Source organism: Caloramator sp. Dgby_cultured_2 (assembly GCF_028872215.1).
Classification (GTDB): Bacteria; Bacillota; Clostridia; order Clostridiales; family Caloramatoraceae; genus Caloramator; species Caloramator australicus.
The window spans coordinates 423,345-448,577 of the sequence record NZ_CP118396.1 but is presented as its reverse complement, the minus strand read 5'-3'; the positions used below and the strand labels follow the sequence as shown (position 1 = coordinate 448,577).

General features: G+C 46.8%; 22 protein-coding genes and 12 pseudogenes. 2 read left to right on the top strand and 32 right to left on the bottom strand.

The annotated features are described in order from the left end of the window. Positions 1 to 23: 23 nt before the first annotated feature. Both PWK10_RS02980 and PWK10_RS02975 read left to right on the top strand, forming a co-directional pair. Positions 24 to 296, top strand: coding sequence for an AbrB/MazE/SpoVT family DNA-binding domain-containing protein (locus PWK10_RS02980; protein WP_004463997.1), 273 nt, complete (start codon positions 24 to 26; stop codon positions 294 to 296). 184 nt (positions 297 to 480) lie between these two features. Beyond that, positions 481 to 696, top strand: coding sequence for a PIN domain-containing protein (locus PWK10_RS02975; protein WP_274767333.1), 216 nt, complete (start codon positions 481 to 483; stop codon positions 694 to 696). Between the two features lie 48 nt (positions 697 to 744). On the opposite strand, the gene PWK10_RS02970 is transcribed toward PWK10_RS02975, so the two are convergent. The 32 genes and pseudogenes from PWK10_RS02970 to PWK10_RS02810 all read right to left on the bottom strand — a co-directional run bounded on the left by PWK10_RS02970 (position 745) and on the right by PWK10_RS02810 (position 24,946). Then, positions 745 to 936, bottom strand: a complete 192-nt coding sequence (locus tag PWK10_RS02970; protein ID WP_028306858.1) for a hypothetical protein — start codon at positions 934 to 936, stop codon at positions 745 to 747. Further along, a pseudogene (locus PWK10_RS02965) lies at positions 933 to 1,315 on the bottom strand (hypothetical protein). The gene PWK10_RS02970 and the pseudogene PWK10_RS02965 overlap by 4 nt, the downstream one beginning before the upstream one ends. After that, entirely contained in the window at positions 1,315 to 1,914 is a 600-nt protein-coding gene (locus PWK10_RS02960; RefSeq protein WP_274768080.1) for a major tail protein, read from the bottom strand. Before PWK10_RS02960 ends, PWK10_RS02965 begins: the two are co-directional and overlap by 1 nt. Positions 1,915 to 1,919: 5 nt before the next feature. After that, the gene (locus PWK10_RS02955) at positions 1,920 to 2,264 is read right to left on the bottom strand and encodes a hypothetical protein (protein ID WP_003516028.1); all 345 of its coding nucleotides are present in this window, start codon (positions 2,262 to 2,264) and stop codon (positions 1,920 to 1,922) included. Then, a complete protein-coding gene (locus PWK10_RS02950; protein WP_014256681.1) occupies positions 2,261 to 2,692 on the bottom strand; it encodes an HK97 gp10 family phage protein in 432 nt (143 codons plus the stop codon). Before PWK10_RS02950 ends, PWK10_RS02955 begins: the two co-directional genes overlap by 4 nt. Before the next feature lie 16 nt (positions 2,693 to 2,708). Continuing rightward, positions 2,709 to 3,044, bottom strand: a complete 336-nt coding sequence (locus PWK10_RS02945; RefSeq protein WP_028306856.1) for a head-tail adaptor protein — start codon at positions 3,042 to 3,044, stop codon at positions 2,709 to 2,711. A 2-nt stretch (positions 3,045 to 3,046) separates the two neighbouring features. Further along, positions 3,047 to 3,353, bottom strand: a pseudogene (locus PWK10_RS02940) (head-tail connector protein). A 21-nt stretch (positions 3,354 to 3,374) separates the two neighbouring features. Then, positions 3,375 to 4,571, bottom strand: coding sequence for a phage major capsid protein (locus PWK10_RS02935; RefSeq protein ID WP_274767332.1), 1,197 nt, complete (start codon positions 4,569 to 4,571; stop codon positions 3,375 to 3,377). 14 nt (positions 4,572 to 4,585) lie between these two features. Then, positions 4,586 to 5,338: a head maturation protease, ClpP-related gene (locus PWK10_RS02930; protein WP_051533789.1), complete on the bottom strand. Its 753-nt coding sequence runs from the start codon at positions 5,336 to 5,338 to the stop codon at positions 4,586 to 4,588. After that, positions 5,325 to 6,593 (bottom strand): annotated as a pseudogene (locus tag PWK10_RS02925) (phage portal protein). Before PWK10_RS02925 ends, PWK10_RS02930 begins: the two are co-directional and overlap by 14 nt. Further along, positions 6,590 to 8,156 (bottom strand): annotated as a pseudogene (locus PWK10_RS02920) (terminase large subunit). Before PWK10_RS02920 ends, PWK10_RS02925 begins: the two co-directional pseudogenes overlap by 4 nt. A 111-nt stretch (positions 8,157 to 8,267) precedes the next feature. Then, a pseudogene (locus PWK10_RS02915) lies at positions 8,268 to 8,762 on the bottom strand (gamma-glutamylcyclotransferase family protein). Positions 8,763 to 8,823: 61 nt separating this feature from the next. Continuing rightward, a pseudogene (locus tag PWK10_RS02910) lies at positions 8,824 to 9,722 on the bottom strand (amidoligase family protein). Positions 9,723 to 9,864: 142 nt separating this feature from the next. Next, positions 9,865 to 10,095 (bottom strand): DUF4314 domain-containing protein, encoded by a 231-nt coding sequence (locus tag PWK10_RS02905; protein ID WP_013297311.1) that lies wholly within the window; start codon positions 10,093 to 10,095, stop codon positions 9,865 to 9,867. A 3-nt stretch (positions 10,096 to 10,098) separates the two neighbouring features. Further along, the gene (locus PWK10_RS02900) at positions 10,099 to 10,434 is read right to left on the bottom strand and encodes a hypothetical protein (RefSeq protein ID WP_274767331.1); all 336 of its coding nucleotides are present in this window, start codon (positions 10,432 to 10,434) and stop codon (positions 10,099 to 10,101) included. Beyond that, positions 10,421 to 10,627, bottom strand: coding sequence for a hypothetical protein (locus tag PWK10_RS02895; RefSeq protein ID WP_274767330.1), 207 nt, complete (start codon positions 10,625 to 10,627; stop codon positions 10,421 to 10,423). Before PWK10_RS02895 ends, PWK10_RS02900 begins: the two co-directional genes overlap by 14 nt. A gap of 41 nt (positions 10,628 to 10,668) precedes the next feature. Next, a complete protein-coding gene (locus PWK10_RS02890; protein ID WP_274767329.1) occupies positions 10,669 to 11,094 on the bottom strand; it encodes a hypothetical protein in 426 nt (141 codons plus the stop codon). Between the two features lie 116 nt (positions 11,095 to 11,210). Beyond that, a pseudogene (locus PWK10_RS02885) lies at positions 11,211 to 12,463 on the bottom strand (site-specific DNA-methyltransferase). 5 nt (positions 12,464 to 12,468) lie between these two features. Continuing rightward, a pseudogene (locus PWK10_RS02880) lies at positions 12,469 to 13,772 on the bottom strand (site-specific DNA-methyltransferase). 148 nt (positions 13,773 to 13,920) lie between these two features. After that, positions 13,921 to 14,470 (bottom strand): annotated as a pseudogene (locus PWK10_RS02875) (P27 family phage terminase small subunit). Positions 14,471 to 14,588: 118 nt separating this feature from the next. Continuing rightward, the gene (locus PWK10_RS02870; RefSeq protein ID WP_274767328.1) at positions 14,589 to 14,948 is read right to left on the bottom strand and encodes an HNH endonuclease; all 360 of its coding nucleotides are present in this window, start codon (positions 14,946 to 14,948) and stop codon (positions 14,589 to 14,591) included. 105 nt (positions 14,949 to 15,053) lie between these two features. Beyond that, on the bottom strand, positions 15,054 to 15,311 hold the full coding sequence (locus tag PWK10_RS02865; RefSeq protein ID WP_274767327.1) for a hypothetical protein: 258 nt from the start codon (positions 15,309 to 15,311) through the stop codon (positions 15,054 to 15,056). Between the two features lie 242 nt (positions 15,312 to 15,553). Further along, positions 15,554 to 15,892 carry a hypothetical protein gene (locus PWK10_RS02860; RefSeq protein WP_274767326.1) on the bottom strand — a complete coding sequence of 113 codons (339 nt, stop codon included), beginning with the start codon at positions 15,890 to 15,892 and terminating at the stop codon, positions 15,554 to 15,556. Between the two features lie 89 nt (positions 15,893 to 15,981). Next, positions 15,982 to 16,284 (bottom strand): VRR-NUC domain-containing protein, encoded by a 303-nt coding sequence (locus PWK10_RS02855; protein ID WP_274767325.1) that lies wholly within the window; start codon positions 16,282 to 16,284, stop codon positions 15,982 to 15,984. A gap of 420 nt (positions 16,285 to 16,704) precedes the next feature. After that, complete coding sequence (locus PWK10_RS02850; protein WP_274767324.1) at positions 16,705 to 18,189, bottom strand: DNA-binding protein; 1,485 nt, start codon at positions 18,187 to 18,189, stop codon at positions 16,705 to 16,707. Next, positions 18,177 to 19,136, bottom strand: a complete 960-nt coding sequence (locus PWK10_RS02845; protein WP_274767323.1) for a phage NrS-1 polymerase family protein — start codon at positions 19,134 to 19,136, stop codon at positions 18,177 to 18,179. Before PWK10_RS02845 ends, PWK10_RS02850 begins: the two co-directional genes overlap by 13 nt. Continuing rightward, entirely contained in the window at positions 19,133 to 19,558 is a 426-nt protein-coding gene (locus PWK10_RS02840) for a DUF7768 domain-containing protein (RefSeq protein WP_011838167.1), read from the bottom strand. The genes PWK10_RS02845 and PWK10_RS02840 overlap by 4 nt, the downstream gene beginning before the upstream one ends. 15 nt (positions 19,559 to 19,573) lie before the next feature. After that, positions 19,574 to 20,395 (bottom strand): annotated as a pseudogene (locus PWK10_RS02835) (phage antirepressor). Positions 20,396 to 20,399: 4 nt separating this feature from the next. Further along, positions 20,400 to 22,320: pseudogene (locus PWK10_RS02830) on the bottom strand (bifunctional 3'-5' exonuclease/DNA polymerase). Positions 22,321 to 22,376: 56 nt separating this feature from the next. Next, positions 22,377 to 23,128: pseudogene (locus PWK10_RS18320) on the bottom strand (hypothetical protein). A 132-nt stretch (positions 23,129 to 23,260) separates the two neighbouring features. Continuing rightward, positions 23,261 to 23,677, bottom strand: coding sequence for a gp33 family protein (locus tag PWK10_RS02815; protein WP_274767320.1), 417 nt, complete (start codon positions 23,675 to 23,677; stop codon positions 23,261 to 23,263). A 93-nt stretch (positions 23,678 to 23,770) separates the two neighbouring features. Next, the gene (locus PWK10_RS02810) at positions 23,771 to 24,946 is read right to left on the bottom strand and encodes a DEAD/DEAH box helicase (RefSeq protein WP_274767319.1); all 1,176 of its coding nucleotides are present in this window, start codon (positions 24,944 to 24,946) and stop codon (positions 23,771 to 23,773) included. Positions 24,947 to 25,233: the final 287 nt, after the last annotated feature.

The window sequence follows — 25,233 nt, the reverse complement described above, 5'->3', positions numbered from 1 at the left end:
AATCCTAAAAAGGAGGACTTAGCATGAACGTTCCCATAGTTGATAATGCAAAGGTAATGGCAAAAGGCCAGATCACGCTGCCAAAAGATATCCGCTCCAAACTTCGCCTTTCCACCGGAGACCGCGTCACCCTCATTTGCGAGGAAGACCGGGTTATCCTTATGAACTCCGCTGTCTACGCCATGAAAATGCTACAGAAAGAAATGGAGGGCGAAGCGGAAAAAGCCGGGATCCGCAATGATGACGATGTTATGGATCTGGTGAAGGACGTCCGCGCGGAGATTGAAGGTCTATGAGAGTGTTAATTGACACCAACATCCTGATCTCCGCTTCCTTGAGCTGCGAAGGAACGCCTTATCAGGCGTACATTAAAGCTGTAACACACCCCAACCATGGTATGGTTTGCGATCAAAACATCGATGAGCTTCGCCGGGTATACAACCGGAAATTCCCCCATAAGATCCAGGCGCTTGAACGCTTTTGGCGATTGCGCTTACTGTTCTTGAAGTTGTTCCAACTCCCGCAGTTGACGTGTCGGATGAGGCGCTTGTCCGGGACGCATCCGACAGGCCAATACTCAGGGCGGCCATTGCGGCAAAAGCTGACGTGCTTGTAACCGGAGACAGGGATTTCCTTGAATCCGGCATAACAAACCCAAAGATCGTAACAGCGGCAGAGTTTTTGCAAATGGAATAAAAGCAGCTTTTTAAAGCAGGGATTACAGCCACCCTGCTTTTTTGCTGCTTATATTCCATAAGGTATCACGTCATCAATGGTCAGCATACGCTTTGGTTTGGCCAGCCCTAAAAACTGCTTGTGGCACTCCCATAAATCAAGCAGGTATCCAACAGGCATGAGCCATACTTCTTCCTCTGAACGATTAAGCTGGACAGTGCCGTAATATAAAAGCCGAGTGAACAATTCCTCATCGCTCACTCGGCCGGTGTGTTTTTTAAATCATCCTCACTTTCAACATTTCTTTTGGTGCCTTTGAACATTGCTTCCATGATAGCGTCTTTATATGCTGCCAGTTCCAAGGGAGATGTGAGAAGTTCCACTGTCTCTTCAGTCAGGAGTTCACGTTTATCCTGATGTTTGAGATTGTGTATCAGAATGCTCTGGTTAGCCAGCAGTGTAATCAGCCATACCACTTCGTCAAGAGCCATTTCGAAGTTCTCGGTTTTCATCAGTTTTGTGCCGAGGTTTTCAAGACCGCCATACTTTTTGCAATCTCCTTTGTCGCTTTAGTGGTTAGTATAAGCTGATATTCTTCATCGCCGATTTTGATAATCGCGCTTCTGTCATTATCCTGCATTATTCGCTGCCTCCTCCCACAGCAAAGACCGGCTCATAAACTTCCGTATACCAATTATTAATGGTTTCAGGCAATACTCCGGGATCGTCTTCGCTGACCTCTGCCTTCCAAGGGTGCTTTCCCTGGCCATCTGGTTTGTTACGTCTCATGGCTGTCCCTTCAATGGTGGGTGTCGAAAAGGTAATGCTGTCACCTTTCGTTTGCAGATTTGTCGCCGGGATGCCGAATTTCACCCTGTAAAGCCAAAAATACCTGTACTTGCCGTTAGCTTTCTTGGCTCTAAAGCCGATTGCCACAGGCGCACCTCCATCCTCGCTGGTGGAAATCAGCACCTTATTATCATCAAGAGTGGCTCCCGTCAAAACCTCTGCAGCGGCAACTCCGATATCTGCAACACCAAGAGTCAGTGTGCCGCTTTGAAATTCCTTGACCACTTCTGCCGCCCCGTCATCGGCATAAAGTGTCGCCTCTGCCAGCTCCACAGAAAGTTCTGCCGTAATAGCCTTAGCCAGCGGAACAGGCGTGTCGTATGTCTCTTCTCCGTTTTCATTCTCAGTTATTTTGGCATAATATAACCTGTCCAGTCCGATTGTGGCCATGTTTTTCATTCCTCCTTTACTTCATACTCTTTTGCCACATCAATGGCATAGTGGTGATAGCCGGTATCGTCCTCATGGCCTATATACCGCCTGTCGGTAATGGTAAAGCCTGCTTGAAGCAATGTGTTCACTATTTCGTTTTTACGGGCAGTGTAGTTTCCCTTTATAAATAAAGACAACCTTACCTCCTGGGTTTCTACCTGAGGCCGGTTGTCTGCAAAAACTTCAAATGTATCTGTCATCGGAGTAATGACAAGGTACTCATCTGGCGGTACACCGCTAAATACCCCGGTTTCAATGGGGATACCCAAACCATCCAATAACGAGTTTAATTCTGACAATATGCTCATATACGACCCAGCTCCTGTTCCAGTCTTGACTTCATTGCTTCGATGCAGGACTTCCTTGTAGCTGATTTTGCCGGTTTCAAAAAGGGCCTTGGAGGCTGCCCGGACTTGCCATACTCAATAATATTAGCAATCTTCGCATTACTTTCCCCATCCTTCCTTGGTTCAGTAAAGCCGATTTTTATGTTGTGGTTTCCATCCCTGTCCTGTTTGGCAGGAGAGAGTCCCAAAGCATTTACCAATTCACCGGTTGCTCTGGACGGATATTTAGTGCCGCTCCCGATAACTGACTGAAGGTTGGACTTCACTTTTGAAAGTACCACTTCTCCGCCTGCTTCCAGCACCTTAGGTATGATTTCGTCTGTTCTTTCTCCAAGTCTGGATAACTTGAGCAAGAACTCTTCCGGCATTTTAACTTCCACCTTAGCCACGTTGCGGCCCCTCCTCTTATGCTTTACTTGATTTCACCTTTTCCGCAAGCACCTCAATATACATTCCACGTCCTTTTACGTCCTCTACACTGATAATGTTGTACCTGCCATCGCTGCAAACGAGTACAAGATCTGTGGTAATTTCAAGGTTAGGGATCCTACGGAAGCGGAACAGGGCAGACGCCTGCGAAAACGCCGCCCTGTTTGCCCATTTTTCACTGCCATGCCTATCTTCCTTGTATGCCCTTACCGAAGCGAGAATGACATCACCTTTTTCAGTAAAACCCTCACTATCCTTAACCGGCTTGGTTGAAATAATATCCACAAAAGTTTTCATTTTCCCAAAGCCCATATTTACACCTTCCAATCCCGGTCAAGCCGCAGCAATAGATTAACTGTATTCCATACCTGCTGTCCTGCCTGCACACTATCCCCAAAAGCCAGCCGTCGAGCCATCCCTGCTTTCATAAAAATGGCTCGACAGCATAATGACAGCCTGCTCAGTAGTAGGCGGCATGGGGTTTTCGGCATAATATCCTTCCGGCTTTTTCTGGTAACTTTCCGCATAGGCCACTGCGGCTTTGATATACTCTTGTAAAAGTGCGTCATCTTCGTTGTGTTGCAATATGAGGTTTGCTTTAACCTTCTCCAAAAGTTCCATGCCGCAGCACCTCCGTTTTCATTAAGCTGATTTCTGCTGCAGTATCTTGACTGCTTCAGGCAGTACCAGCTTTCCATCTACACGCTGGGTTGCCATGAATCCAACTTGTCCGGTCGCAGCATACAACTCATTAAGCCGCTTAAAAACCCTGCCTTGACGGTCTGCCACCCAGTAATAAGAAAAATCGCCGAATACAATCGTTTTTGCTCCGGCGGCAATGGCTGGCATAAATGCAGAAGTTTTAACTGGACGATTGAGGATAGTATCCGGTGTTCCAGCAGTTACAGAAGGCTGCCAGAGATACTGACCGTTATTGTCTTTAAGCTTCCTGATGGCCTTGGCGGTTGAATCGTTCATTATAAACACCGCGTTTCTGCGGTAGGGAGACTTGAGGCTGTAGAACAAGTCCATGATCTCGTCAAGGGTAATGGCTGCCGCGCTTGCCGCGGTCACTCCCACCTCGCCGCCTCCGTTATTAGCCAAAATTCCGGTAGGTTTGCCGGAGCCGTCCCCAATGAAGAAGGCTTCCTCCTCCTTTGCTCCGATGCGGCGGGCGAATTCCCTGGCGATATACTGCTCAAGATTGAACACGCTGTCGTTTAACAGTTCCTCGGACACCTTGATCATGGTCGCCAGCTTGTAAGCTCCGATGGAGACCTGCGCAAAGGAGTCGTCGCTTTCCGGGATCTGGCCTTCTTCGTCCACCCAGGACGCGGTGCCCTTGCTTGCCACCACCGGAATTTTTCTGTCGCCGCTGGACGTTGTAATGACATTGGCAATCTGGCGGAAGATATTCTCCTCTTCCAGCGCCTCCACAAGAGTACGCTCAAATTCGTCGGGCACAAGATACCCGCCTTCGCTTTCAGTTCCTACCTGCAAGGCGTTCTGTACGTCAAAACTGAGCTTGTTGCGCATGGCCTTCCAAAACGCGTTCCTATACTCGTCAGTTGCCCTGCCGGTTTTGGTTTCGCCTTGAGGAGCGGGTTTGTTGGTGATGGGATTGCTGACCGGCTTTGGCAGTTCCAGGTCAATGGCGGCCTGGCGCTCCAGCCGTTCGATTTCCTTGCCCAGCGCAATAACGTCGGCTTCCATTCTCTCATAAGTTGCGGTGTCCTCAGGTGAAAGCAGCCCGTCGCTTCCGCGTTTGCCGTCGAGGAAAGTCTTGGCCGCTTCCCAGGCTTTCGCGCGTTTTTCGCGCAGTTCCAGTATTTTGCTCATGGTCGAATTCCTCCTTATGGTTTTAATAAATAAAGCCGCTTTTCAAGCGACTCAACCGGGGTTCCTTTTGGTTTTTCTTTATATGCAAGCTTTTGCAGGATGGAATTAGTAACAGCCTGCCGACTAAAGATCATCCCCTCAGATATTTCAAACTCGGAAGGGGACGATTCGTCCTCCATAAACAGGATGCCGTCGGCAAAGCCCAGTTCCACCGCTTTCCTTGCATTAAACCAGCTTTCGGCATCCATAAGGTGCGATATTTTCGCCCTGGATAGCCCGGTTTTCAGCTCATAGGCGTTGATGATGGATTCCTTGATCTCCTCCAGCATCGCGATGGCTTTCTCCATCTCCTCCGTATCGCCGATGGCTATGGTCATCGGGTTGTGGATCATCATCATGGATACCGGCGACATGAAGACGTCGCCTCCGGCCATGGCAATGACCGACGCGGCGCTGGCCGCAATACCGTCAATCTTTACGGTGACCTTGCCTTTGTAATCCATCAGCATGTTGTAAATCTGATTGGCCGCAAATACATCGCCGCCCGGGCTGTTGATCCAGATCGTTATGTCTCCCTCTCCGGACAACAGCTCCGATTTGAACTGCTTGGGAGTTACTTCGTCTCCAAGCCAGCTTTCCTCGGCTATGGGCCCGTCAAGGTACAGAGTCCGGCTGCCGTCATCGTTTTGCACCCAGTTCCACCAGCGTGACGCTGGACCCAATCCGCGCTCCGGGTTTTGCGGGTTTTGGGGCTTATCTGCCCGCATTTTTGCTTGCATTCTTATCTGCCTCCTTATCATAAAAATTGCCTGCTTGCGACAGCGGAAGCATATTGCCGTTGATGAGATACAGGTCGCCGCCCAGTTCCGCGGGAATGCGGTTCATGTTCTCAAGCTCACGGATATCGTTGGCCGACATCCAGCCGTTCTGGCGCGCCACGGCATAGCCGTTCATGCGGCTGGCATAATCCCCGCGCAGAAGGCCGTCCACGTTGAACTTGACAAAGTATGTCCGCTTCTCCGACGGCAAAAGCAGCGCCTTTTGGATGGCCTGCTCCCATCGCACCACCCATGGATCAAGTGTATATTTGACAAACTCCAGCGACTGCTGCTCGATGTTTGAAAAGCTCGACTTCTCAAGGTCTCCAACCATATGGGGAGGCACGCGGAATATCCGGGCAATTTCGTTTATCTGGAACTTTCTTGTCTCCAAAAGCTGTGCCTGCTCCGGCGGGATGCCGATCTGCTGGAATTTCATGCCCTCTTCCAGAACGGCAATGCGGTGGGCGTTGGCACTGCCTTGATAAACAGCGTTCCAGCTTTCTCGCACCTTTGCCGGATCCTTTAATACGCCGGGATGTTCCAGAACGCCACCCGGATTTGCACCATTGGCAAAAAGGATGCACCATACTCCTCACAGGCAATAGCCATGCCTATGGCGTTCTTGGCCATAGCAATAGGGGAGTATCCGATCAGTCCGTCAAAACCGAGTCCCGGGATGTGAAGAACCTCATCACTTCGTAGGTATATAAGGCCTGCTTTTGGATTAACCCTGCTCTCATCGCTGTCGCGCCGATAAGTGTAAAACAGTTCTCCGTTTGGAGCCCTGTCTACCGTCATTTTGTTTGGCAAAAGTGGATAAAGCGCCAGCACTCGTCCGGAACCGTCCCTAATAATTTGAGCGTAAGCATTTCCCATAAAGAAGATGACTCATCAGTGTTTCTCGGAACACGAATGAAGTCATCTCAGGGTTTGGTTCGTCATGGAGTAAATAATAGAGCGGGTGGGTCAGCGCTTTTTCTTTGCCACCGTCTTCTTTATAGCGGTACACATGAAGCGGAAGCCCGGCGATGGCTTCTGCAAGTATCCTTACACAGGCATACACTGCAGTTGTCTGCATAGCAGTCCGCTCATTGACAGCTTTTCCGCTGGATGTGCCGCCGAAGAAAAAGCTATATGCATTACCGAACAGGCTGTTTTTCGGCTTATCCCTTGCTTTGAACAAACGGGAAAATACACTCATATAATCAACAGCCCCCTTTCATCATAAATTGATCCGTTGCGTTCATCCCCGTCATGCCTTAACGCGCGGTCAAGCGCCATAATTAACGCTACCGCACCATCTATTCTCTCGGTGGATTTTTCTTTATCCGGCTTAATGTTTCCGGCGGGATCGGTTTTGACATAGATATTGTCCATCATCCACCGCAGTACTGGATTACCACCATGGGCGATGCGTTCTTCCAATGTCAGCTTCATCAACTCTTTTGTAGGCGGCGACATATCCTTGAAACCCTGACCGAATGGAACAACCGTAAACCCCAAAGCCTCGAGGTTTTGCGTCATCTGAATTGCGCCCCAGCGGTCAAAGGCTATTTCCTTAATGTTATATTTCATTCCGAGTTCCTCAATAAAGGTTTCGATAAAGCCATAATGCACGACGTTACCCTCAGTGGTATATAAAAAGCCTTGCCTCTCCCAGACATCATAAGGCACATGATCTCTCCGCACACGCTGATCAATATTCTCCTCCGGTATCCAGAAAAAGGTAGAATCTGATATTTATCAGATTCATCAAGCGGTGGAAACACCAGCACAAAGGCGGTAATATCGGTAGTAGATGACAGGTCAAGTCCTCCGTAACAGGTTCTGCCGCGCAATTTTTCTGCATCAACAGGAAACGCACACTTATCCCATTTATCCATTGGCATCCAGCGCACCGATTGTTTCACCCACTGATTTAAGCGGAGCTGACGGAATAAATTTTCCTCTGCAGGATTTTGCTTGGCATTTTCACAAGCCACCCTCAATTTTTCGATGTCGGCTGTAATGCCCAGTGACGGGTTAACCTTTCTCCATACCTTTTCACTTGTCCAGTCATCGGTATCGGCTGCGCTGTAGATAACAGGGTAGAAAGTCGGATCTATCTTACGCCCTTGAAGAATATCCTCAGCCTTTTGATGTACTTCCCAGCAGATGGAATTGCGGTCTGTGCCAGCAGTTGTAATCAGGAAAAACAGCGGCTGTTTTCTTGCATCGCCAGATCCGTGAAGCATTACATCATAAAGATCCCTGTTTGGCTGGGCATGAAGTTCGTCAAATACCACACCATGGACGTTTAGCCCATGTTTCGTATATGCCTCCGCTGAAAGCACCTGATAAAAACTGCCTAACGGTTTATATACCAGCCGCTTCTGCGACAGCATTGGTTTAATTCGAGACTTTAATGCCGGACACTTGTTCCACCATATCTACTGCAACATCGAAAACAATGGATGCCTGCTGACGGTCAGATGCACATCCGTAAACCTCGCCGCCATGCTCGAAATCACCGCAGGTAAGGTATAAGGCGATGGCCGCCGCAAGCTCGCTCTTCCCCTGTTTTTGGGATTTCTATATAGGCAGTGTTGAACTGCCGGTATCCGTTCGGTTTCAAGACGCCGAATATATCCCGGACAATCTGCTCCTGCCAGTCAATAAGCTCAAAGGGCATCCCGTACCATTCGCCCTTGGTATGCTTCAGGCAGTTTATAAAGGCAACGGCGGCGTCCGCCGCTTCCTTGTCGTATCGGGAACCTTCCGCCATAAACTTGGTTGGCTTATATCGCTTTAACTTCCGCAGCTTTGCCGCCTCCCTTCCTGAAAGTGAACAAGAAAAAGGAACCTCCTTACGAAGTTCCTCTCATCAAGTGGATTTCTATGAAATTTCTATGCCGGCGGCGTCTTTCCCTATATCTCCCGTCTCCTGCGCCGCCGAATCCCGCACCGCTTTATTGAGAACGGAAATATCAAAGCCCGCGTCCATATATCCCTGCCGGATTACCTCGTAATAGTAACGACCCGGTGCTCCCAAATGTCTACCTTCATCCATGATATACACCATTGCGGACAACCACTTGTCCTTTGAAACGCACCTTAACCGTTTCTTTCCGGTATAGATGCGGATAGCCTTCATAGCGGTCCAGCGCTTCCTCGTCATAAGGCGTGATTCTCCAGAGCAGTACCGGCACGCTTCCGCCTTTTGCCTTTCTATCGTCGCCACCGCGCCTCCATTGCCGCCCCGGAATAACAGCCGGTAGCCTGTGAGTTTTGCACTCCCCAGCACTTTTGCCGTCGGGCAGCGGTATGCCATCTGCCTTAAGTTCAGATTGCTTCCGTATGCTAAATATATGGTTCCTTTTTCTTTGCTCATCGTATCATCCTCCTTGTATTTACCAAGGCAGGGGCGGAGATCCGCCCCTGCGCTTGTCTATCTATGCCGCCCGAAACCGCCATGCCGCGTTGCCGCCCAAGTGTTTGCAAAGGTGCTCCCGACAATTTTTGAACTCATCACCAATAAGTCCTATGCGGTTGAGATATGTCCGCATGGCAAACTTCTCGTTCTCGACCTGCGGCTTTTTGCTGGAAGCGCATTTTTGCGTCAGCGCCTGATGGTTGAGCGCCAAGGCAAGGACGATGTAGCTCCTTATTATCCCGGCGTGGAGTTCGCTGTTGAAGCCGCGAAGCTCGATCATACGTTGCCGTTGAAAAAGCTGTGCAGATTGAGAAAATAGTACCGACTTCCATGATATCGCTGGCTGCGGCTTTCGCTGTAACCCTCATACCAGATGCTCTCAATGGCCGCCATGGTCTTCGGCTTGCGGCGGTTTATCTTCTCCACCAGCGCCGCGTCCATCTTCTTGCAAAAACGCATCCTTTCCGGCTCAATCTGCAGCGCCTTGTAGAGCAGGTCGTTCTTGCTGGCAATGATGTTGATGAAGTTGCGGATGCTTCTTGGCGTGTGGTTTGCGCTGTCAAGATGGACATGAATTCCTGCACTGCTGTTGCTGAAGCCGCCCGCCTTGCGGAACCTCCTGATCAGCTCCTGCAGGGTTTCAATGTCCTCCCGGTAGGTGAGTATGGGGCTTACCAGCTCCACGCTGTATTCCCAGCCCGCCTCCACAATCCGGCCGCGTTCCTTTTTCTGCGTCCGGATGCTCCCGTCGCTCATGAATTTCCAAACCCGTCCGTCCGGCGCGATAACTTTCTGCGTGTTGTAGTAGTCGCTGCCGCTTTCGACCCTCCCGCCCAAAAACTCCGCGGCGACCTTTGCCGCCTGCGCCCTTGTAATACCTGTAAATTCTACCTCGATCCCGAATCTCGTTTCAAGCATTGCGCCATTCTCCTCGCTTTCTCTGTGTTTTCTGCCCTTCGGCAGTGTACATTAGGCCATTGAAAACACAGGATAGCAAGGCAATTCTGCATGAGTTTCCGCAGGATTTTGAGCAATTTTTCGCGTCTTAATTTGTGTACATTTACAGCTTTCTGATCATGTCCGCGCCATAGGCCGCGCCGAGGGTTGAACCGCAGTCCCAATCCACAAAAATAGTCCCTATATCATCCACAAATGAAACAGTGCCTTGATCTCCCGGTTTCAGCGCGGCGTATGGATCATCCATGCGGATGAGCTCCACGCGCGTTCCGGGCGGATATTCCTCTCTCAGCCTTTGAACAGTTTCTTTTGAAGGAAAGCCTCCTGCGCTCATCTTTCAATCCTCTCCTCCCGGATAATATGCGGCGTATTTGGGATAATCCGTGTCGTCCGGCATCACCAGGACTCCGTCCGGCCGCCCGCGCCGCTGTACCAGCAGGCATTGCCATACCCCGTCTTCGTCAATGCGGCAGAGTTCCTTATTTTCCTCGATAAACCGGCGGCCGACGCACAGATCGGCAATAAAGTTCTCATAGTCAATCTTTGAAAGCCCGATAGTTTTCACAACCGCAAAAGGCTTTTCCTCCTTATGCGGATGCGGTTTTCTCAAATCCTCGATCGCAAACGGACGCCGCACAAAGAAGGCGGTGTTTTGAAAATCAGTCATCTCCATCCGCCGCCTTTGCTCTGCCTTTCCGGTACGCCCCGTTGCCGGACAGCCTTGAAAGCAGCACCTTGCGCTCAGTTCTGAATTCATCCCCGATAAACCCCAGCCTAAGCAGGAAGCAGCGGAAGGCATACTTTTCATTGTCCGCCGGTTTTTCGGCAGCCAGCACGCGCTTTTGTGTCCCGGCCTGTTCCGCCATCTGCCTTGCAAGCGTGATATATGTCTGCACCTCGTCGGCATTTAAAGTCGCATTCCAAAAGGGAATGTGATTTCGCCGTTTTCAGCCGAAACTTCAATATTGCGCTTGACAGACAGCGCTTTCTTGAGCAGCGTTTCCTTGCTTGCCAGCAGGTTTTTAAGGTTTTCAAGGCTCGCCTCGCCAAAGCCGTGCAAAGCAAGCGCAATCGTCATGTTTTCCTCCGCTGACAGCCCGGCGATATTCATCGCGTCGATCACCGGCCTGACGCTTTTGATTTTGTCAAGGCCGATTTCCGGCGAATGCACCACGCTGTCCCTGTCAACCGTCCAGCCATCAGCTTCGTAGGTAAAGCCCGGCGCTCCGGCATAGCGCACCTGGCCTCCGAGGGCCTCGGCGATTATTGCGGCAATGACTTTCCTCTCCTGGCCGGCAACCTTCTGTGAAAAGCGGAAGCTGTTATTTCTCATTCCATACACCTCCCTCCGGAAAAGCTGAAATTGCTCTGATGATCATAAAAAATCCCACCTTTCTTTATTGGCGGGGTATATTAACGCTCTGTTTTGAGGGGAAAGCAAGGACATTTTTAATCAATCTGTGTTTCCGCGTAAGGTATTTTTCTACTACCTGTTACCAAGAATACTGAATCTGCGCCAAATTGTGAAACATAGCGCTTTACAATCACATCGCAGTATTTCGAGTCAAGCTCCATCATAAAACAAACCCGCCCGGTCTGCTGCGCTGCAATCATTGTCATACCAGAACCACCGAACAGGTCAAGAGTTAAATCTCCAATATGGGAACTATTGAGCATTGCCTTTGCTACAAGCGATACCGGCTTCATGGTAGGGTGCTCCTCCGATACTTTAGGACGGGGTATCTCCCAAACATCTGACTGCTTACGGTCTTTAAGCGGGCAAAGGCGTGTTCCTTCAAGCCAACCGTACCAGATCGGCTCGTACTGGGTATGATAGTCCTTTCTTGATAGTACCAAGCTGTCTTTTTCCATATAATTGTGCTCGACCAGTGATACCCTGCCTCCCGCATGACGTTCATCAAACTGCCCCATTCCTGAGCACTCATTACCACATAGGTCATGCATCCGGCTTCAGAAACCTCTTTCATGCATTTAAAAGCGCGCAATAAAAAAGCGCCGAATTCTTCGGTGCTCATATTGTCATTTAGAATTTGTCTTGGCTTCCAGCTTGGATGCCTGGTATCTGAACCGTAATCAACATTCCAGGGTGGGTCAGTGAAAACAAATCTCGCCTTTTGTCCGTTCATCAGCTTTTGCACATCTGAAAGCATGGTGCTATCACCGCACATCAGGCGGTGGCTGCCAAGTACCCATATGTCGCCTTTTTGGTAACCGGAGTTTTAATCTCTGCAATTGCCTTTTCTGTATCGAAATTATCTTCTTTGACATTAGCGGTTGTTTTATCACGGAACAACTCATCAATTTCCGAAGCATCAAACCCGGTAAGAGAAACGTCAAAACCATCTTCATTTAAATCCATAAGCAGATCGGTCAAAAGCGGAATATCAAACTCGCCACTGATTTTATTCAGTGCAACATTGAGCGCCTTTTCCCGCTGTTCATCCAAATCAACTACAACACAGCCGATCTCCTTATACCCCAAAGCTGTAAGTACTTTTATAACGCTGATGTCCGCCGACAATATTCCCGGTGCGTTTATTCCATATAACCGGCTCTACATATCCAAACTCTTCAATAGACCGACGTAATTTTTCATATTCAGGGTCACCAGGCTTTAAATCTTTCCGCGGATTATATTTAGATGGTTTTAGTTTTTCTGTTGGTATTTTCAGTATATCCATAAATCTTAACCCTCCAGTTTGATGGCTTTTTCACCGGTGAATTCCTCCCAGCGCTTAACAGCTAAATCACAGTAAACAGGGGATAACTCCATTGCGTAGCATTTACGCTCGGTCTGTTCAGCCGCAATTATAGTAGTTCCGCTACCAGAGAACGGCTCAAGCACAATACCGCCTTTGTCGCTGTGCATTTTGATGCACCGCCATGGAAGCTCCACAGGGAACATTGCAGGATGCTCCTTGTTTGCCCGTATAGTGGTCATCTCCCATATCCCAGCATAGCCCCATTTCTTGCGTTCTTCCTTTGTAAGCCGTTTCACAAATTTATAACTGTGTCCCGCAAAGGCTGAAAGCCATACATATTCCTGATCGTTATATTCCTCAGTCTCTCCTTTATTGCTGAAGGCTGAAATATACTCATATTGCTGAACCGGCTTGTTTGAAACAAGATGATAAGGTCCTACGCCGAAATTTTGCCCTTGTTTCTTCCAAATGCGGATCCAGATAGGGCGGTAACCATTGGCCAAAAACATATTCACACTGTAAACACTGGTGGGTTCAATAAACTGAGAGCCGGTGGCATAGAGATCACCTAAGTTCCAGCAGACAATATCTGCATACTTGCACAGGTTTCTAATCACTGGGCGTACTGTCTCGAACCATGGTTCAATCCCAGCCTTTTCATATTCTTTGCCTACCCCATATGGAGGGGAAGTCACTGCCATCTGTGCGTGACACCCTTCCATCAACTTCTCAAAATCCTCATCCTTAGTAGAGTCACCGCACATCAAGCGATGATTCCCGAGAAGCCAGATATCGCCCCGCTTCGTTACAGGCTCGCACTGCACAATTTCCTCATGCGCTTTATCTATGTCAAAGCTGTCCTGCACCGCTTCCTTGGCATACCATCGGTTGAGCAGTTCGTCTATTTCAGAAGCGTCAAATCCTGTGAGCGACACATCAAACGCGCCTGCGTCAAGCTCGGCCATCAGTTCAGCCAGTTTATTCTCGTCCCACTCTCCCTGAATCTTATTAAGAGCAAGATTAAGCGCTTTTTCTCTCTGCAGGTCAAGATCTACAACGACGCAATCTATCTCAGTCTGTCCCAAGTCCAGCAAAACCTTTAAGCGTTGATGCCCGCCTACCACATTACCTGTTTTTGGTTCCAGATAACAGGCTCCACATAGCCAAATTCCTCTATTGACCGTTTTAGCTTTTCATATTCCTTATCGCCGGGTTTTAAATCCTTGCGCGGGTTGTATGCTGCTGGATTAAGTTTTTCAACAGATATTTTTGTATGTTCATGCTGCATTCTCCTGTTCAATATTTTCTTAAGACCCTTTTTGCGCCCTCACAATCTCCGTTTATTACTTGTCCCCGCAGAGTCTTAAACTGCTGCTTCGTTAAATGGTCTTTATATTTTCTTAGTTCCCTAAGAAAGATTGAATTTGTTTTATGCATCAGCCACCCCTCCTGGCTGTCAGGAGTTTTTCCATCACATCATCGTGGGAGTGGCCCCTTGTATTCGGTAGCACAGTTTTCCCGCACGACTTGATAAATTTGATACCACAGGTTATTGGCCTGTTTCATGAAGCTTTGACTCATAGCCACATAAGGTGACGGGATGGCATTGCCAGTCGTCGGATGCTTAGCAAGAAAGCCAAATTCAGTGATACATTCCTCGCACTGGATCCACCGCGCCACACTCTGGGCATATTGCTCTATAAGCTGCGCAGGGATAAGGTGAACACACCTGCGTTCCTTAAGCCACTGCCATGTTTTTTCGTATATTTCCACCGCCAGTGTTGTTTTTCCGTTCTTCTGCTTTGCAGCAAGATAATCCCTCGGTGGCGGCATGCTCTCTCCTTCCAGTTCCGCAGCATCCGTAAACTCCATTACCATGAGCTTTCGTCTGCCGGGATTTCCTTCCAAAATCTTATCCGCCAGAGGTTTTTTCTTCTGTCCTGCACCGATACGTGCCCCGCCGCGGTTGGTACCGTCCTTTGCCATACACATCACCTCGATTCATGTAAAAATAAACAGGGGATATACCCCGTTTGAAACTGCGATTTTTCGCGCGTGACCCCCGCCCGTTGCACAAAACTGCTTCACCAGAGATTTTGACCCCCTACCGTCTTGCCCATCGTTCTCCTTCGCGAGCAGTGATCGATGAGTGACATTGTTTGCACAGGCTCATAAGGTTATTGTCTGCATTGGTTCCGCCTTTGGATAAAGGGATAATATGATGTACCTCTTCGGCTGGTGTAAGCCTTCCATACTTTTGGCACTCCTCGCAAAGCGGATGCTCTGAGATATATCTGTCCCTGATGCGTTTCCATCTCCGGCCATAGCATTTTCTTGTTTGGGGATCTCGTTCGTATTTGCTGTAATAAGCATCCATTTGCCTTTGATGCATGTCACAGCATCTTCCGTCCGTCAGTTCAGGACAGCCAGGAAAGGAGCAAGGCCTTTTTGGTTTTCTTGGCATCTGGCCACCTCCTTTACGCGTATAAAAAAGCCCTCACAGGTTCATCCCATGAAGGCTTATCCATAACTTTTCACAATACCATTATATTTGGTTTTTTACTGAATTTCATCTCATAAAAATCTCATCTGGAATACTAAACAGAACATTTACTTTTTGCCCATGGCATCCTGCCGTTATAATACTTATCTGAAATATATCTCTGCATATCGGGTGGTAAAGCTGCAAGCAAAAGATAAGCCTTTTTCTATCTTCCTCTAACTCCTGGGTGCTTTTATAGAAGGAACATTTATCTTGCAAGCACTTGTGTATAGTCAGGATATTGCAGCCATTCCTTCCGTTACTGCCAAAACAATTATCATACATCTTTCTTCACTCCCGTTTTATGTCATAAGAAAAAGCCCCGAAGGGCTTATGCGTTTTAATGTCATTTTTTCACGATATCATTATATATTGGATACCTGTGTTTTACATCTCATAAAAATCTCATTACTACTTCCCGTATAAAAGCAGTGCCAGATGATTAAGTGCCTTGTCCTTCCTGCGGTACACCTGTGCTCTTTCAAGAAACAGCTTCTCTCCGATGTTTGCTACAGCTTCTGTCTTGCTCACATCATTAACAAAAATTCTGTCAGTATAAACTGTTCTTCCTCCGACAGGGCTTCCCAAGCAGGCTTGAACCATTCCATATATTCCAATGCCCGTCTGTAACGTTCTTTCAACACATCAATCTCGTCAAGGCAAGCAGCAAGGCGTTCTTCGCCGCTTTTGGGATTGTGTTTGCCCGGAACTCCGGTAATCTTTGCACTATGAGGGCTTGTCATACGGGTTTCAATTTCATATATATCCTCATCACTGTGTTCGATAATGTACTGCATGCTGCTGTAATCTTTCAAAGCTTCAACAGCAGCCGCTTTTTTATCTAAATACTGCCATGCAATCAGCATATCGCACCTCCAAAAATCAAGATAAAAAACCTTGATCTTTGAAGCAGTATGCTTTTTTCGTTGCTTTGCAGTGCTTGTTCCCTTGTTCGTTATGTCTTCGTTCTTTGCAGAAGGCCATGCTTTTCCAGAATAACCTTCACCTCATCTACCGAATGAACAATCGCTGCCACACCTCCGGCACTGAGGATTTTCCTTATAGTTGCTTCCTGCAGTTTTGTTGTCTTTCCCGATGGGGTTTTTACTTCAAAAGCTATAAACCGCCCATTTACACAGGCAATAATATCTGGTATCCCCGCTGTCCCGTACATACCACCATGTTCCTTCCAACAGAAACACCCCGGTACTGTCTTTAAGTACCGCAGTATTTTAGTCACAATACTTCTTTCAGACATAACCGCTCATCCTCCAAAAATGTTACCTTTTTCCCTCTTATAACCTCGTAACATCCAAATAAGGCATCTCATAAATCAGCTTCCCAAGCGCTTTTCAGGATTTTGTTACCTTGTTACCTCTTTTTGGGGTAGGTGTATACACAAATATTTTTATTTTTATATTTTTTAGTCTTAAAAAAGCAATGGTATTTTCGCGCGTATATATAAAGTTGAGGTAACAAAGGTAACATCGGTAACAAGTGGCTATTCATTAGCGTTTCGGGCGTTACCTTTTTGTTACCTTGTTACCTTTTTCAATACTAAAGAGGCTCAATATCTGTGATTTCAAAGCCGCTCACATCGCATCGCTCTTTCAGTATCGAGAAATCAAGAGCCCACGCTTTTTTGTTTCATTCCCGAAACGCATCGTTTTATTGCTCTCTATAAAAAGTCACTTTGCCTCAATTGCTTCAAAAACTGGTTATATGGAAGACATTCACCAGTGATTGCATAATCGCGTCTGTACTTGGTATAGCGGTCATATACATCACAGAAACGAATCCCGATAACCTTGCCATCTTTATCAAAAGTGTAGTCTTGATTCGGAGCCAGTTTCATCCGGGCCATGATTTCCAGGGTCTGTTCTACAATGGTCTTGTTATTGCTGCCGCCATCCAGCAAGTATTCCTGCACACCGTTTTGAAGATATCGAATACATGCCCCTTTGTTAATGGGAAATACTTCAGCCCACGTTACATTAAGGAATTCACACAGTTTGTTTACTAGGCTCAGTCCGGCATAGCAACAGGCGAGATTATTGACGATACGAGATGGAAACTCATCAGATATCTCTGACTTTGCTTCCTCATACCACTTCTCTGCCTCAGCAACCGATACTCTGAGTGCTATATCCAGCAGGCTCCGACCGAAGCTGCCAAGCAGATCCGCTTTTGCACACAGCTTATAAAATGCTTGTCTATGGCTGGCTGGTTTTAAGTCCTTCTTGCTGAATAGCAATTCTATGCTCCGTTCTCTGATGGCCGCTTCATCCGGCGATTCCTCACCAGCTACAATAATAGGTGCCAACAGTTCATAAGTAACAGCACTTTGATCCGCCCTACCGCGGACACCTTCATGGCCATCATATGCATCTCGAAGATGGTTGTATAAGGCATTTAGCCTTAACTTATCTATCTTTGAAGGCTTGAACTCATCCATCAACTGCGGTATCAGATTCGATGATGCAGATTCCTTCATCAGTGTAAATGCAGTAACCTGTGTAGCCGCGCGGATTTTACTGCACGAAAATACCGGCAGAATAACCCGCTCCAATGTATTACTTTTTCCGCTGCCTTGTTCTCCGACAAGCAATAAATGAGGAAACTTGATGCCTGATTTTTTAAGATGCGGTTTAATAAAGCATCCGGCCACCCAGGCCATTACTGATACCGTTTTTATGGGTTCGTTATAGCTGAGGAGCCATTCACCAAGTATAATAAGCTGTTCCTTTGTCAATGGCTCAAAGATTAGGATATCGGTTGTTATGCTTTTATACTTATCAAGCTGCACGATATCTTCAACAATGTTGCTTCCGGCTTCAATGGCACCATCCGTTGAAACATATACCATCCGCCCGCCATGCTCATAAATCCCAAGAGCCTTGACCCCTGTTTTCCTTACCCACTCCATTTCAGATATATAACCTTTCAGCAGTTCCAAATCTCCTTCTGAGCCAAAATAGCCTAAGGATATCGTCCGGCGGTTCAAGATATTTTTAAATTTTTGGATGTTATTGAAGTCGGTAGTCATAAATGTCTGGCGGTATATTTCATCACGAATTGTAATAAGGTCAGCAGTCATCTGCGTTTCATCTTCTGATACAATCATCTCCACCGGTTGAATGATAAAGTTTGTTATAGGATACACACTTTCGCCTCTGGTGCGGTAATACCTGCCCTCATGTTCAAAGATAACTGACTCGCTTTCGCGGCTGTATACGTTCTCTGTGACTTCAATGGCCTTATCCAGTGTCTCCTGCCCATATGTTGCTCCACTTGCATGATGTACGTATCCCACTTTTCCCGGAATAACCCGGAATTTCTAAACAGCCTGTCCATCTGCTCTTTGTTTTTGCCTGACCAGAAAGCTAGCATACAGCAAAGGGCAAGGTCGGCTTCGGAATGGCTCGGATACCCTGCTTCCTGCCATTTTCCTTCCCATAGCAGATTAAATTCCTTATGGTTTTCGGCTGTCCGGGCTTTCTCCAGAATTTCTTCATCTGTAAGCGGCTCTAGCTTAACCACCTTACTGTCTTTCTTGCTTTTTCCTCTCCGCTTTTTACTTTTGATATAATTCTCATGTATCCAGGCTAGAGCTCCATTATCTTCAGCAATGTAATCAGGAGTCCCTGGCAGTCGCTCGCCAGTCATTGTGAAGTATCTGCTGTGGGCATACATTTCAACGCCGGTTTTAGTGTTTTTATTGCCCTTAGCAGGCATCTCCCCTTTATAGAAAATATGAAGCCCAGTTCCTGAAGGGCTGATTTCCGTATAGGACGGAAACCGCTCAAGGATATCCTTGGCGGTATCGCTTAATTCCCCAGTGTTTTTGTCGCGGCAGTGATCTATGTCTATCCCCACTAAACCTCCGCTTTTTGCGAATACAAAACCTAATCCGGTATAGAGGTATTGTTCTTTTGCCGCAATCGCATCGTCAAGCGTCGACCAGTCGTTTGGGTTAGTGCTTGAGGCTTTTCTACCAGTTAAGGGATTATAAGGGATTTTACTGTCTCTTCCGTCCTTTGTGTTTGGTTCCAGACGCCAGCAGATCCATTGCTTCCGGTTTGCCAATTCTTTAGGGAATGAGATGCTCACTTACACTGCACCTCCTCGCATCGTTCATTAAAATACCGGATCGGAATGCTGCGCTGCTTTGCCTTTTCAATCTCAATGGACATCCCTTTAGTAATTTTTCTGCCAAATACCCACACTTCTGAGCACTTTGACATCAATACCATGCCAAAGTACAAGCCCAGATTTCGCATTTGTTCATCATCGTCGTCCATAAACTGCGGAAACAAGAGGTGCGGAGCAATAGGTATGCAATTCCTGCTCACTGCAAAGCGGCAGTATCCCTGAGCCTTACGGATATTACGTTCTATATCACCAGCATATGGGCTGCAGATAAATACCATCGGTCTGTAAGGCGCTTTCCTGGCCTCTCGCTCAATCCTAAGCAGTGCTTCATAGGGTGTGGGGTCGTAATATCCTTCCGCGTTAAACTTGCTGATACTCATGGTATTACCCCCTGCCTATGCGCTTTTTTGTTCACGTTCGATTACAGGCAATATACCTTTCTTGTTTTTAAGAAGGTCATAGATAAATAGCCTTCCTTTTTGTGTCCAATATGTGTGCATTACGCTTCTTTCTGCATCAATAGCGTGGGTCTTGGACTGCGTGTATCCTTGATCGGCATACTCCTGATATAAAAGCCAGCAGTTTCCCATTTTGTATTATACTCCAAGCTCATGAAGCAGCTTATTGAAAGCGCGGCCAGACATTCCGTAATCCTTGGCAATCTTGCTGATCGGCACAAGGCTTTTATTTTGCAATATGAGATCATAATAGCTCGCCTTGGGCTTTAGCTCACTGATAATCTGTTTATTCTTTGCATTTTCTATTTCTAAAGCTTTCCGCCTGTCGCGTTCTGCCTTTAGTTCAGAGAAAATCCTGATGCCATACTCCGGATTAGAAATCATCTCTTCGATAACTTTATCTGTAGCATAAACTCCATATTTTCTGATCGTGGGCAGCACTTCATCAAAGACCCATCTTTCAAAGCGTTCAGCAGCAGGAAGTTTGCTACGTATAATGAGACGATATAGATTTCCCTCTGTAATATAAGTCCGTTCAACATGCTGTTCAGTCGAGACACCATATTGATTTGTAGTTAAGGTGACCCCGTCGTGTTTCACGACCCCGTCTGGTTTGCAATGGCGTTGTATCGCATCACGAGGGTTACTATATCCTAGCATCCTTGCACAATCCGTTGCAGGAAAGTATTCCTTTCCATCAATAACGAATACTTTAAGTTCTCCAAATTCTGTATTCTTAAAAACCTGTAAATTAGTCATAATATCAATCCTCCATTTCTTTCATTTCTCCAAAATTTCTTCCTACCGAAGCCTCTGCCACAATAGGTACATCAAATTCAGGGAAGGGTTGTGTTTCCATACACTCTTTTATAAAAACAACTGCTTCGTCCACCTTGTCTTCCGGTAATTCAAAAACCAGCTCGTCATGTATCTGCAGCATAGGTTTCAGCCAAAGCCTTTCGGGAAGTCCACTGATGATGCGCCCACAGGCAAGCTTTAGAATATCTGCCGCTGTACCTTGAATAGGTGTATTTAATGCGCACCGCTCGGCAAACGACTTCTTGCCCCAATCTGATGACCGAATTCCCAGCAAGTATCTTCGCCTGCCCAGCCATGTTTCTGAATAGCAGCTTACAGCAGCCCGCTTTTTTACCTCATCCTGCCATTTGGCAAGACCGGGGTATCCGGATTTCAAGTTTTGAATGATGGTCTCACATTCGGACAAAGTTGGGTTCAGCCCAGCTTTAAATTTAAGTGTTCTCTGTAAGCCAGTAGGAAACAGGCCATAGAACACACCGAAATTGCAGTTCTTTGCAATGGTCCTGCGCTCTTTATAATGCGGAGCATTTTTGTCTGCTGCCTCTTCAAAAGGAATGCGGTAAATAACAGAAGTGGTCTGAGCATGGATATCACCGCCAGTACGATAGGTTTCCAGCATACGTTTGTCCCTGCAATAAAACGCTCCGACGCGCAGTTCTATCTGTGAAAAGTCAAGGGATAAAAGAACCTTTCCTTCCGGTGCAATGATAAATTTTCATACGCCTATTGGGTCATTGTCTTTCTGCGGACAATTCTGCATATTCGGATTTCTTGAAGCAAACCGCCCTGTCTCTGTACCCAGTGGCATAAGATCCGGATGAATCCTGCCGGTATTTTCATCGATAAATCGAAGATACCCGTCTATATAGGTGGATTTGAGTTTTCCCCACTTGCGGTATTCCTGCACCAGTTCAAATAAGCGAGCAAGTTCAGGCCTGTTGGATTCACACCATCCTTTTAATAGGATCATGGTTTCATCATCGGCAGCTTCCTGATGTTTTGCGGTCGTTTTCATTACCGGAAGACCGAGATCCACAAAAGATATTTTTAAATGCTGAAGTTGAAGCATTTGCCCCAATCTCTACATTGCCGATAATTCCGGCAATCTCTTTTCTGATACTGACAATCTTTTCTGCGGCTTCCGCTTGTTTCTTCAGCATGGCTGACTTATCCACCAATATGCCGTTATACTTCATTATCCCGACATATACTGATGTAGGCGATTCTACCTCTTCCACAATAGTTCTGTGTTTGGGTAAAAATCTATCAAACCACTGATTGAAAACATGATACAAGCGAAGAGTGTAGTCGCTGTCAGCACAAGCGTAGCGGACAGTCTTCTCATCCTGAGGGTTCAATTCATCGAAAAACCGACCTTCAGTAACCGTTGAGAATTCTGTCATTTCTGCTTTGCAGAGTGCAGGTGCAAGCGTTTTAAGTCCGCTGTCAGCAAGACTTCTGAACTCCCACTTGCTTTTTAATGTAAGTTGTGATGCTGCAATCGTGTCATAGCAAGGCTTTTGAAGGACGATACATCTTGCGTAAAGGAACATAGACTCAAAAGCCAGATTATGAGCAACTTTTATTACATCTTTTGATTCGAATAGTAATTTCAGATAATCCCATATTGCCGCCTGATTCTCTGCATTTCGCCCGCTACGATGTTTAAGTGGGACATATATAGCAGTCCCTTCTGATACTGAAAAACTGATTCCTGTAATATCTGCTTTATGAGCATCCAGAGCTGCACTTTTATCGTTCCTCCATTTATCGCAAGGCGAGGTTTCAAAATCGAAAGCAAATAGGACAGTGTTTTTCAGATACTCTTGTATTTCAGATAGCATATAAACACATTTGTATCCCATGCGGTTCTCCTTTCCGCCCTATCGGAGATAGAAAGTTCCTCCGATAGGGCCTTTGATCACTTAAGCGGCTCAGTAATTTCACCTGATTCAGGGTCTACATTTATTACCTCTTCACCGGCAGGTTCAGTGTCATGGCCGACTCGGGTACTGAATGCTTTGACCTGCTCGGAAAGCTTGGATATCAACGCATATTCGTCAGCGGTCAGATCCCGATCTACAGCAAACTGAGCTTGGGAATAGGTGATACCGCTTGAGTTAGTCGCCTTTTTCAATGAAAAGCGGGTAACTACGCTGTTCGATTTTTTACCTTTAGAAAGCAGCCTTTTGATGTAGCGGGAAAACTCTTTCAACGATCCTGTTGGCAATGAGAGTATCAACGGAAAAATCTCCCCTTCACGCAGTACATATATCCTGCGGCGGTTCTTGCAAGCTTTGCTGCCGTTTTCCCCGAACCGAACTGATTATATGGGCATTTAGAACAGCTTCCTCCGGGGTCTCCTTCGCCGGTTATACCATCAAAGCTTCCGCAATCCGGTGGGTTACTGCCTCCGGTATACTTGTCCTTGTAGTATGCATAAAGTGGATGATGATAAAGAATTACCGCTGAGAATTCCTTGACAGTATCAGGTTCTCCGGGATTCTCACCAGGCACTTCAAATACTGTGCTGCCTGCGGACGGGATTTTTATGCGTTCAAAAGTCATGTCAAGACCGTCAAGTTCTGATGCCATTGCCTCGTCAAGATTGAAATCAGCGAGCTGAAGAAAACCTGTATTTTCGCTAATAGTTACGAGTTCATTGTTTTTCATGCTTTTATACCTCCGTAAATATGAATTTGATATGAATTTGAAATGTAATCTATATCATTGTTCTTTGAAGCATTGTTCTTCGAGCAGTTATTCCTTGAACATTGATATTGGAGCATTGCTTTCTGAAGCTATTTATCTTGCTGCTTTCCGCACAGTTACTGTTGTCTTTTCGAAGACATTCACAAGGCCTTTCAGCCAGTCCGGAAGCTCGTCCCCATTCTCCGCAATCTGTTCTTTAACAAATGCTGACAGGGAATTTGCATTGGCTGTTTCATAGATGAGTTCTCCAAAGCCTTTACTGCGCAGAGCGTCAAGCAGTTCTTCCTTCATGCCTGCGGCAGCACTGGCTCTTGTTGTCGTTGAAAGGCAGAACATTGTTCCTGCTCTTGTGAAGTTTTGCGTCTCACTGCTGATCATCAGCTCAGACAGGCGGTATTCAACATCGTCAATCTCTGCATTAATGCTTTTTAGTTCCTCTTCCGCGGCCTTTTTTGCATCGCGAAGCTCCTTAAGACGGTCAGCAAGTTCAAACATCGCATTATCGCTCATAGCTTTCACCTCCCTCTGGGGCAAAAGGATTTGCTCCTTTGCGGTAGTCGTCTATAAGCATTTTTGCAAGATCTGCCTTATTGCGTAGGGCAGTCAGGATTTTTGAATCCACATGCCCTTGGCAATAAGGTAGATATATGTGCAGCCATTCTTCTGTCCAACTCTATGGATGCGGGCCTTTGTCTGCTCGAAATTCGACATGGAATAATCAAGGGAGTAAAATACCATTGTGCTTGCAGCAGTCAGCGTAATACCGAGTCCAGCGGTTGCAATCTGGCCTACAAACACCATGCAGTCGGGATCACATTGAAACCGGTTTACTTGCTCTTGGCGATCCTTAGTCGCACCATAAATACACGCATAGCCGATGTTCTTTTTCTCCAGCAACCTGCATATAGCATGAATTTCAGGGATAAACCTTGCTATGACAACCAGCTTATGTCCTTCTTGAATACTGCTTTCAAGGATATCTTCAAGAGCTTTCAACTTGGCATCACTGACTTGCTCGATTTTCCCACCGTCATCGCTTCCGATGAAGCCGCCGGTTAATTGCGAAAGACGAAGCAAGCGTGTCAGTATGTTTGTAGCTGTTACTTCTCCTGCTGACAGCTCAGTATAGCTTTGTTTGACAAGCTCTTTATATTTCTTTAAAGTGACAGGCTCAAGCTCAATATGGCGAATAATATCGGTGGTTTCCGGCAAATCCAGGCACTCCGCTTTGGTCGCCCGGAAGGCGATGCTGTGGATCCTTTTCATCAAATCCTGTTCCATTGATTTTTTCAGCACTGGCGTATGGTTGCCATAGCCAACCATGTTGAAATACCGGTTTCGGAATGCATAGAAGCTATTTCCAAAGATACGAGGATCAAGAAACTTGTACTGGCTGAATACATCTATGGCTTTGTTGGTTATAACCGTTCCTGTCAGCAAGAGCCGACACCGGGCAAGCAAGCCCAACCGGTGCATTGCTTTTGAAACCGCTGTATTATGAGTTTTAATTTTGTGTCCTTCATCGGCAATGATAAGGTCAGGATGCCAGTTTGCCAGTTCCTTTTCCATTCGCCACGCTGATTCATAGTTGACTACCACCACATGGATACCTTCGCCAGTTAAAAATCTTAGCTGTTGGATTTTCTTCTGAATCGTGCCATTAAGGACTACAAGCTGATATGGAAAATCTGCGAACCGTTTAAATTCGTCTTCCCACACTCCCAGAATGGAAAGTGGCGCAACAATCAGCACACGTTTTATTCTTCCTGCAGCAAGCAATGCTCCTATAATGGCGATTGAGACAAGAGTTTTCCCGGTGCTTTTCAGCCCATTTCCATCAGGAGCGCTGCACCCCATCCGGAAATGGCAGAAACACCACCACCCTTCAAAAGCCCAAATAGACTGCAGATGAAATTGAAAGCACGAATCTGATGCTTATATGGTCTGCCCTTTATGGGCATTGGAATAATTTCTTCGCGTTTAGAATGCATCAAGATCATCTACCTCCGAAACTTCGCGGATATCGACAGACTTTACACTGTTACCAGGAACAATAATCGTTACTC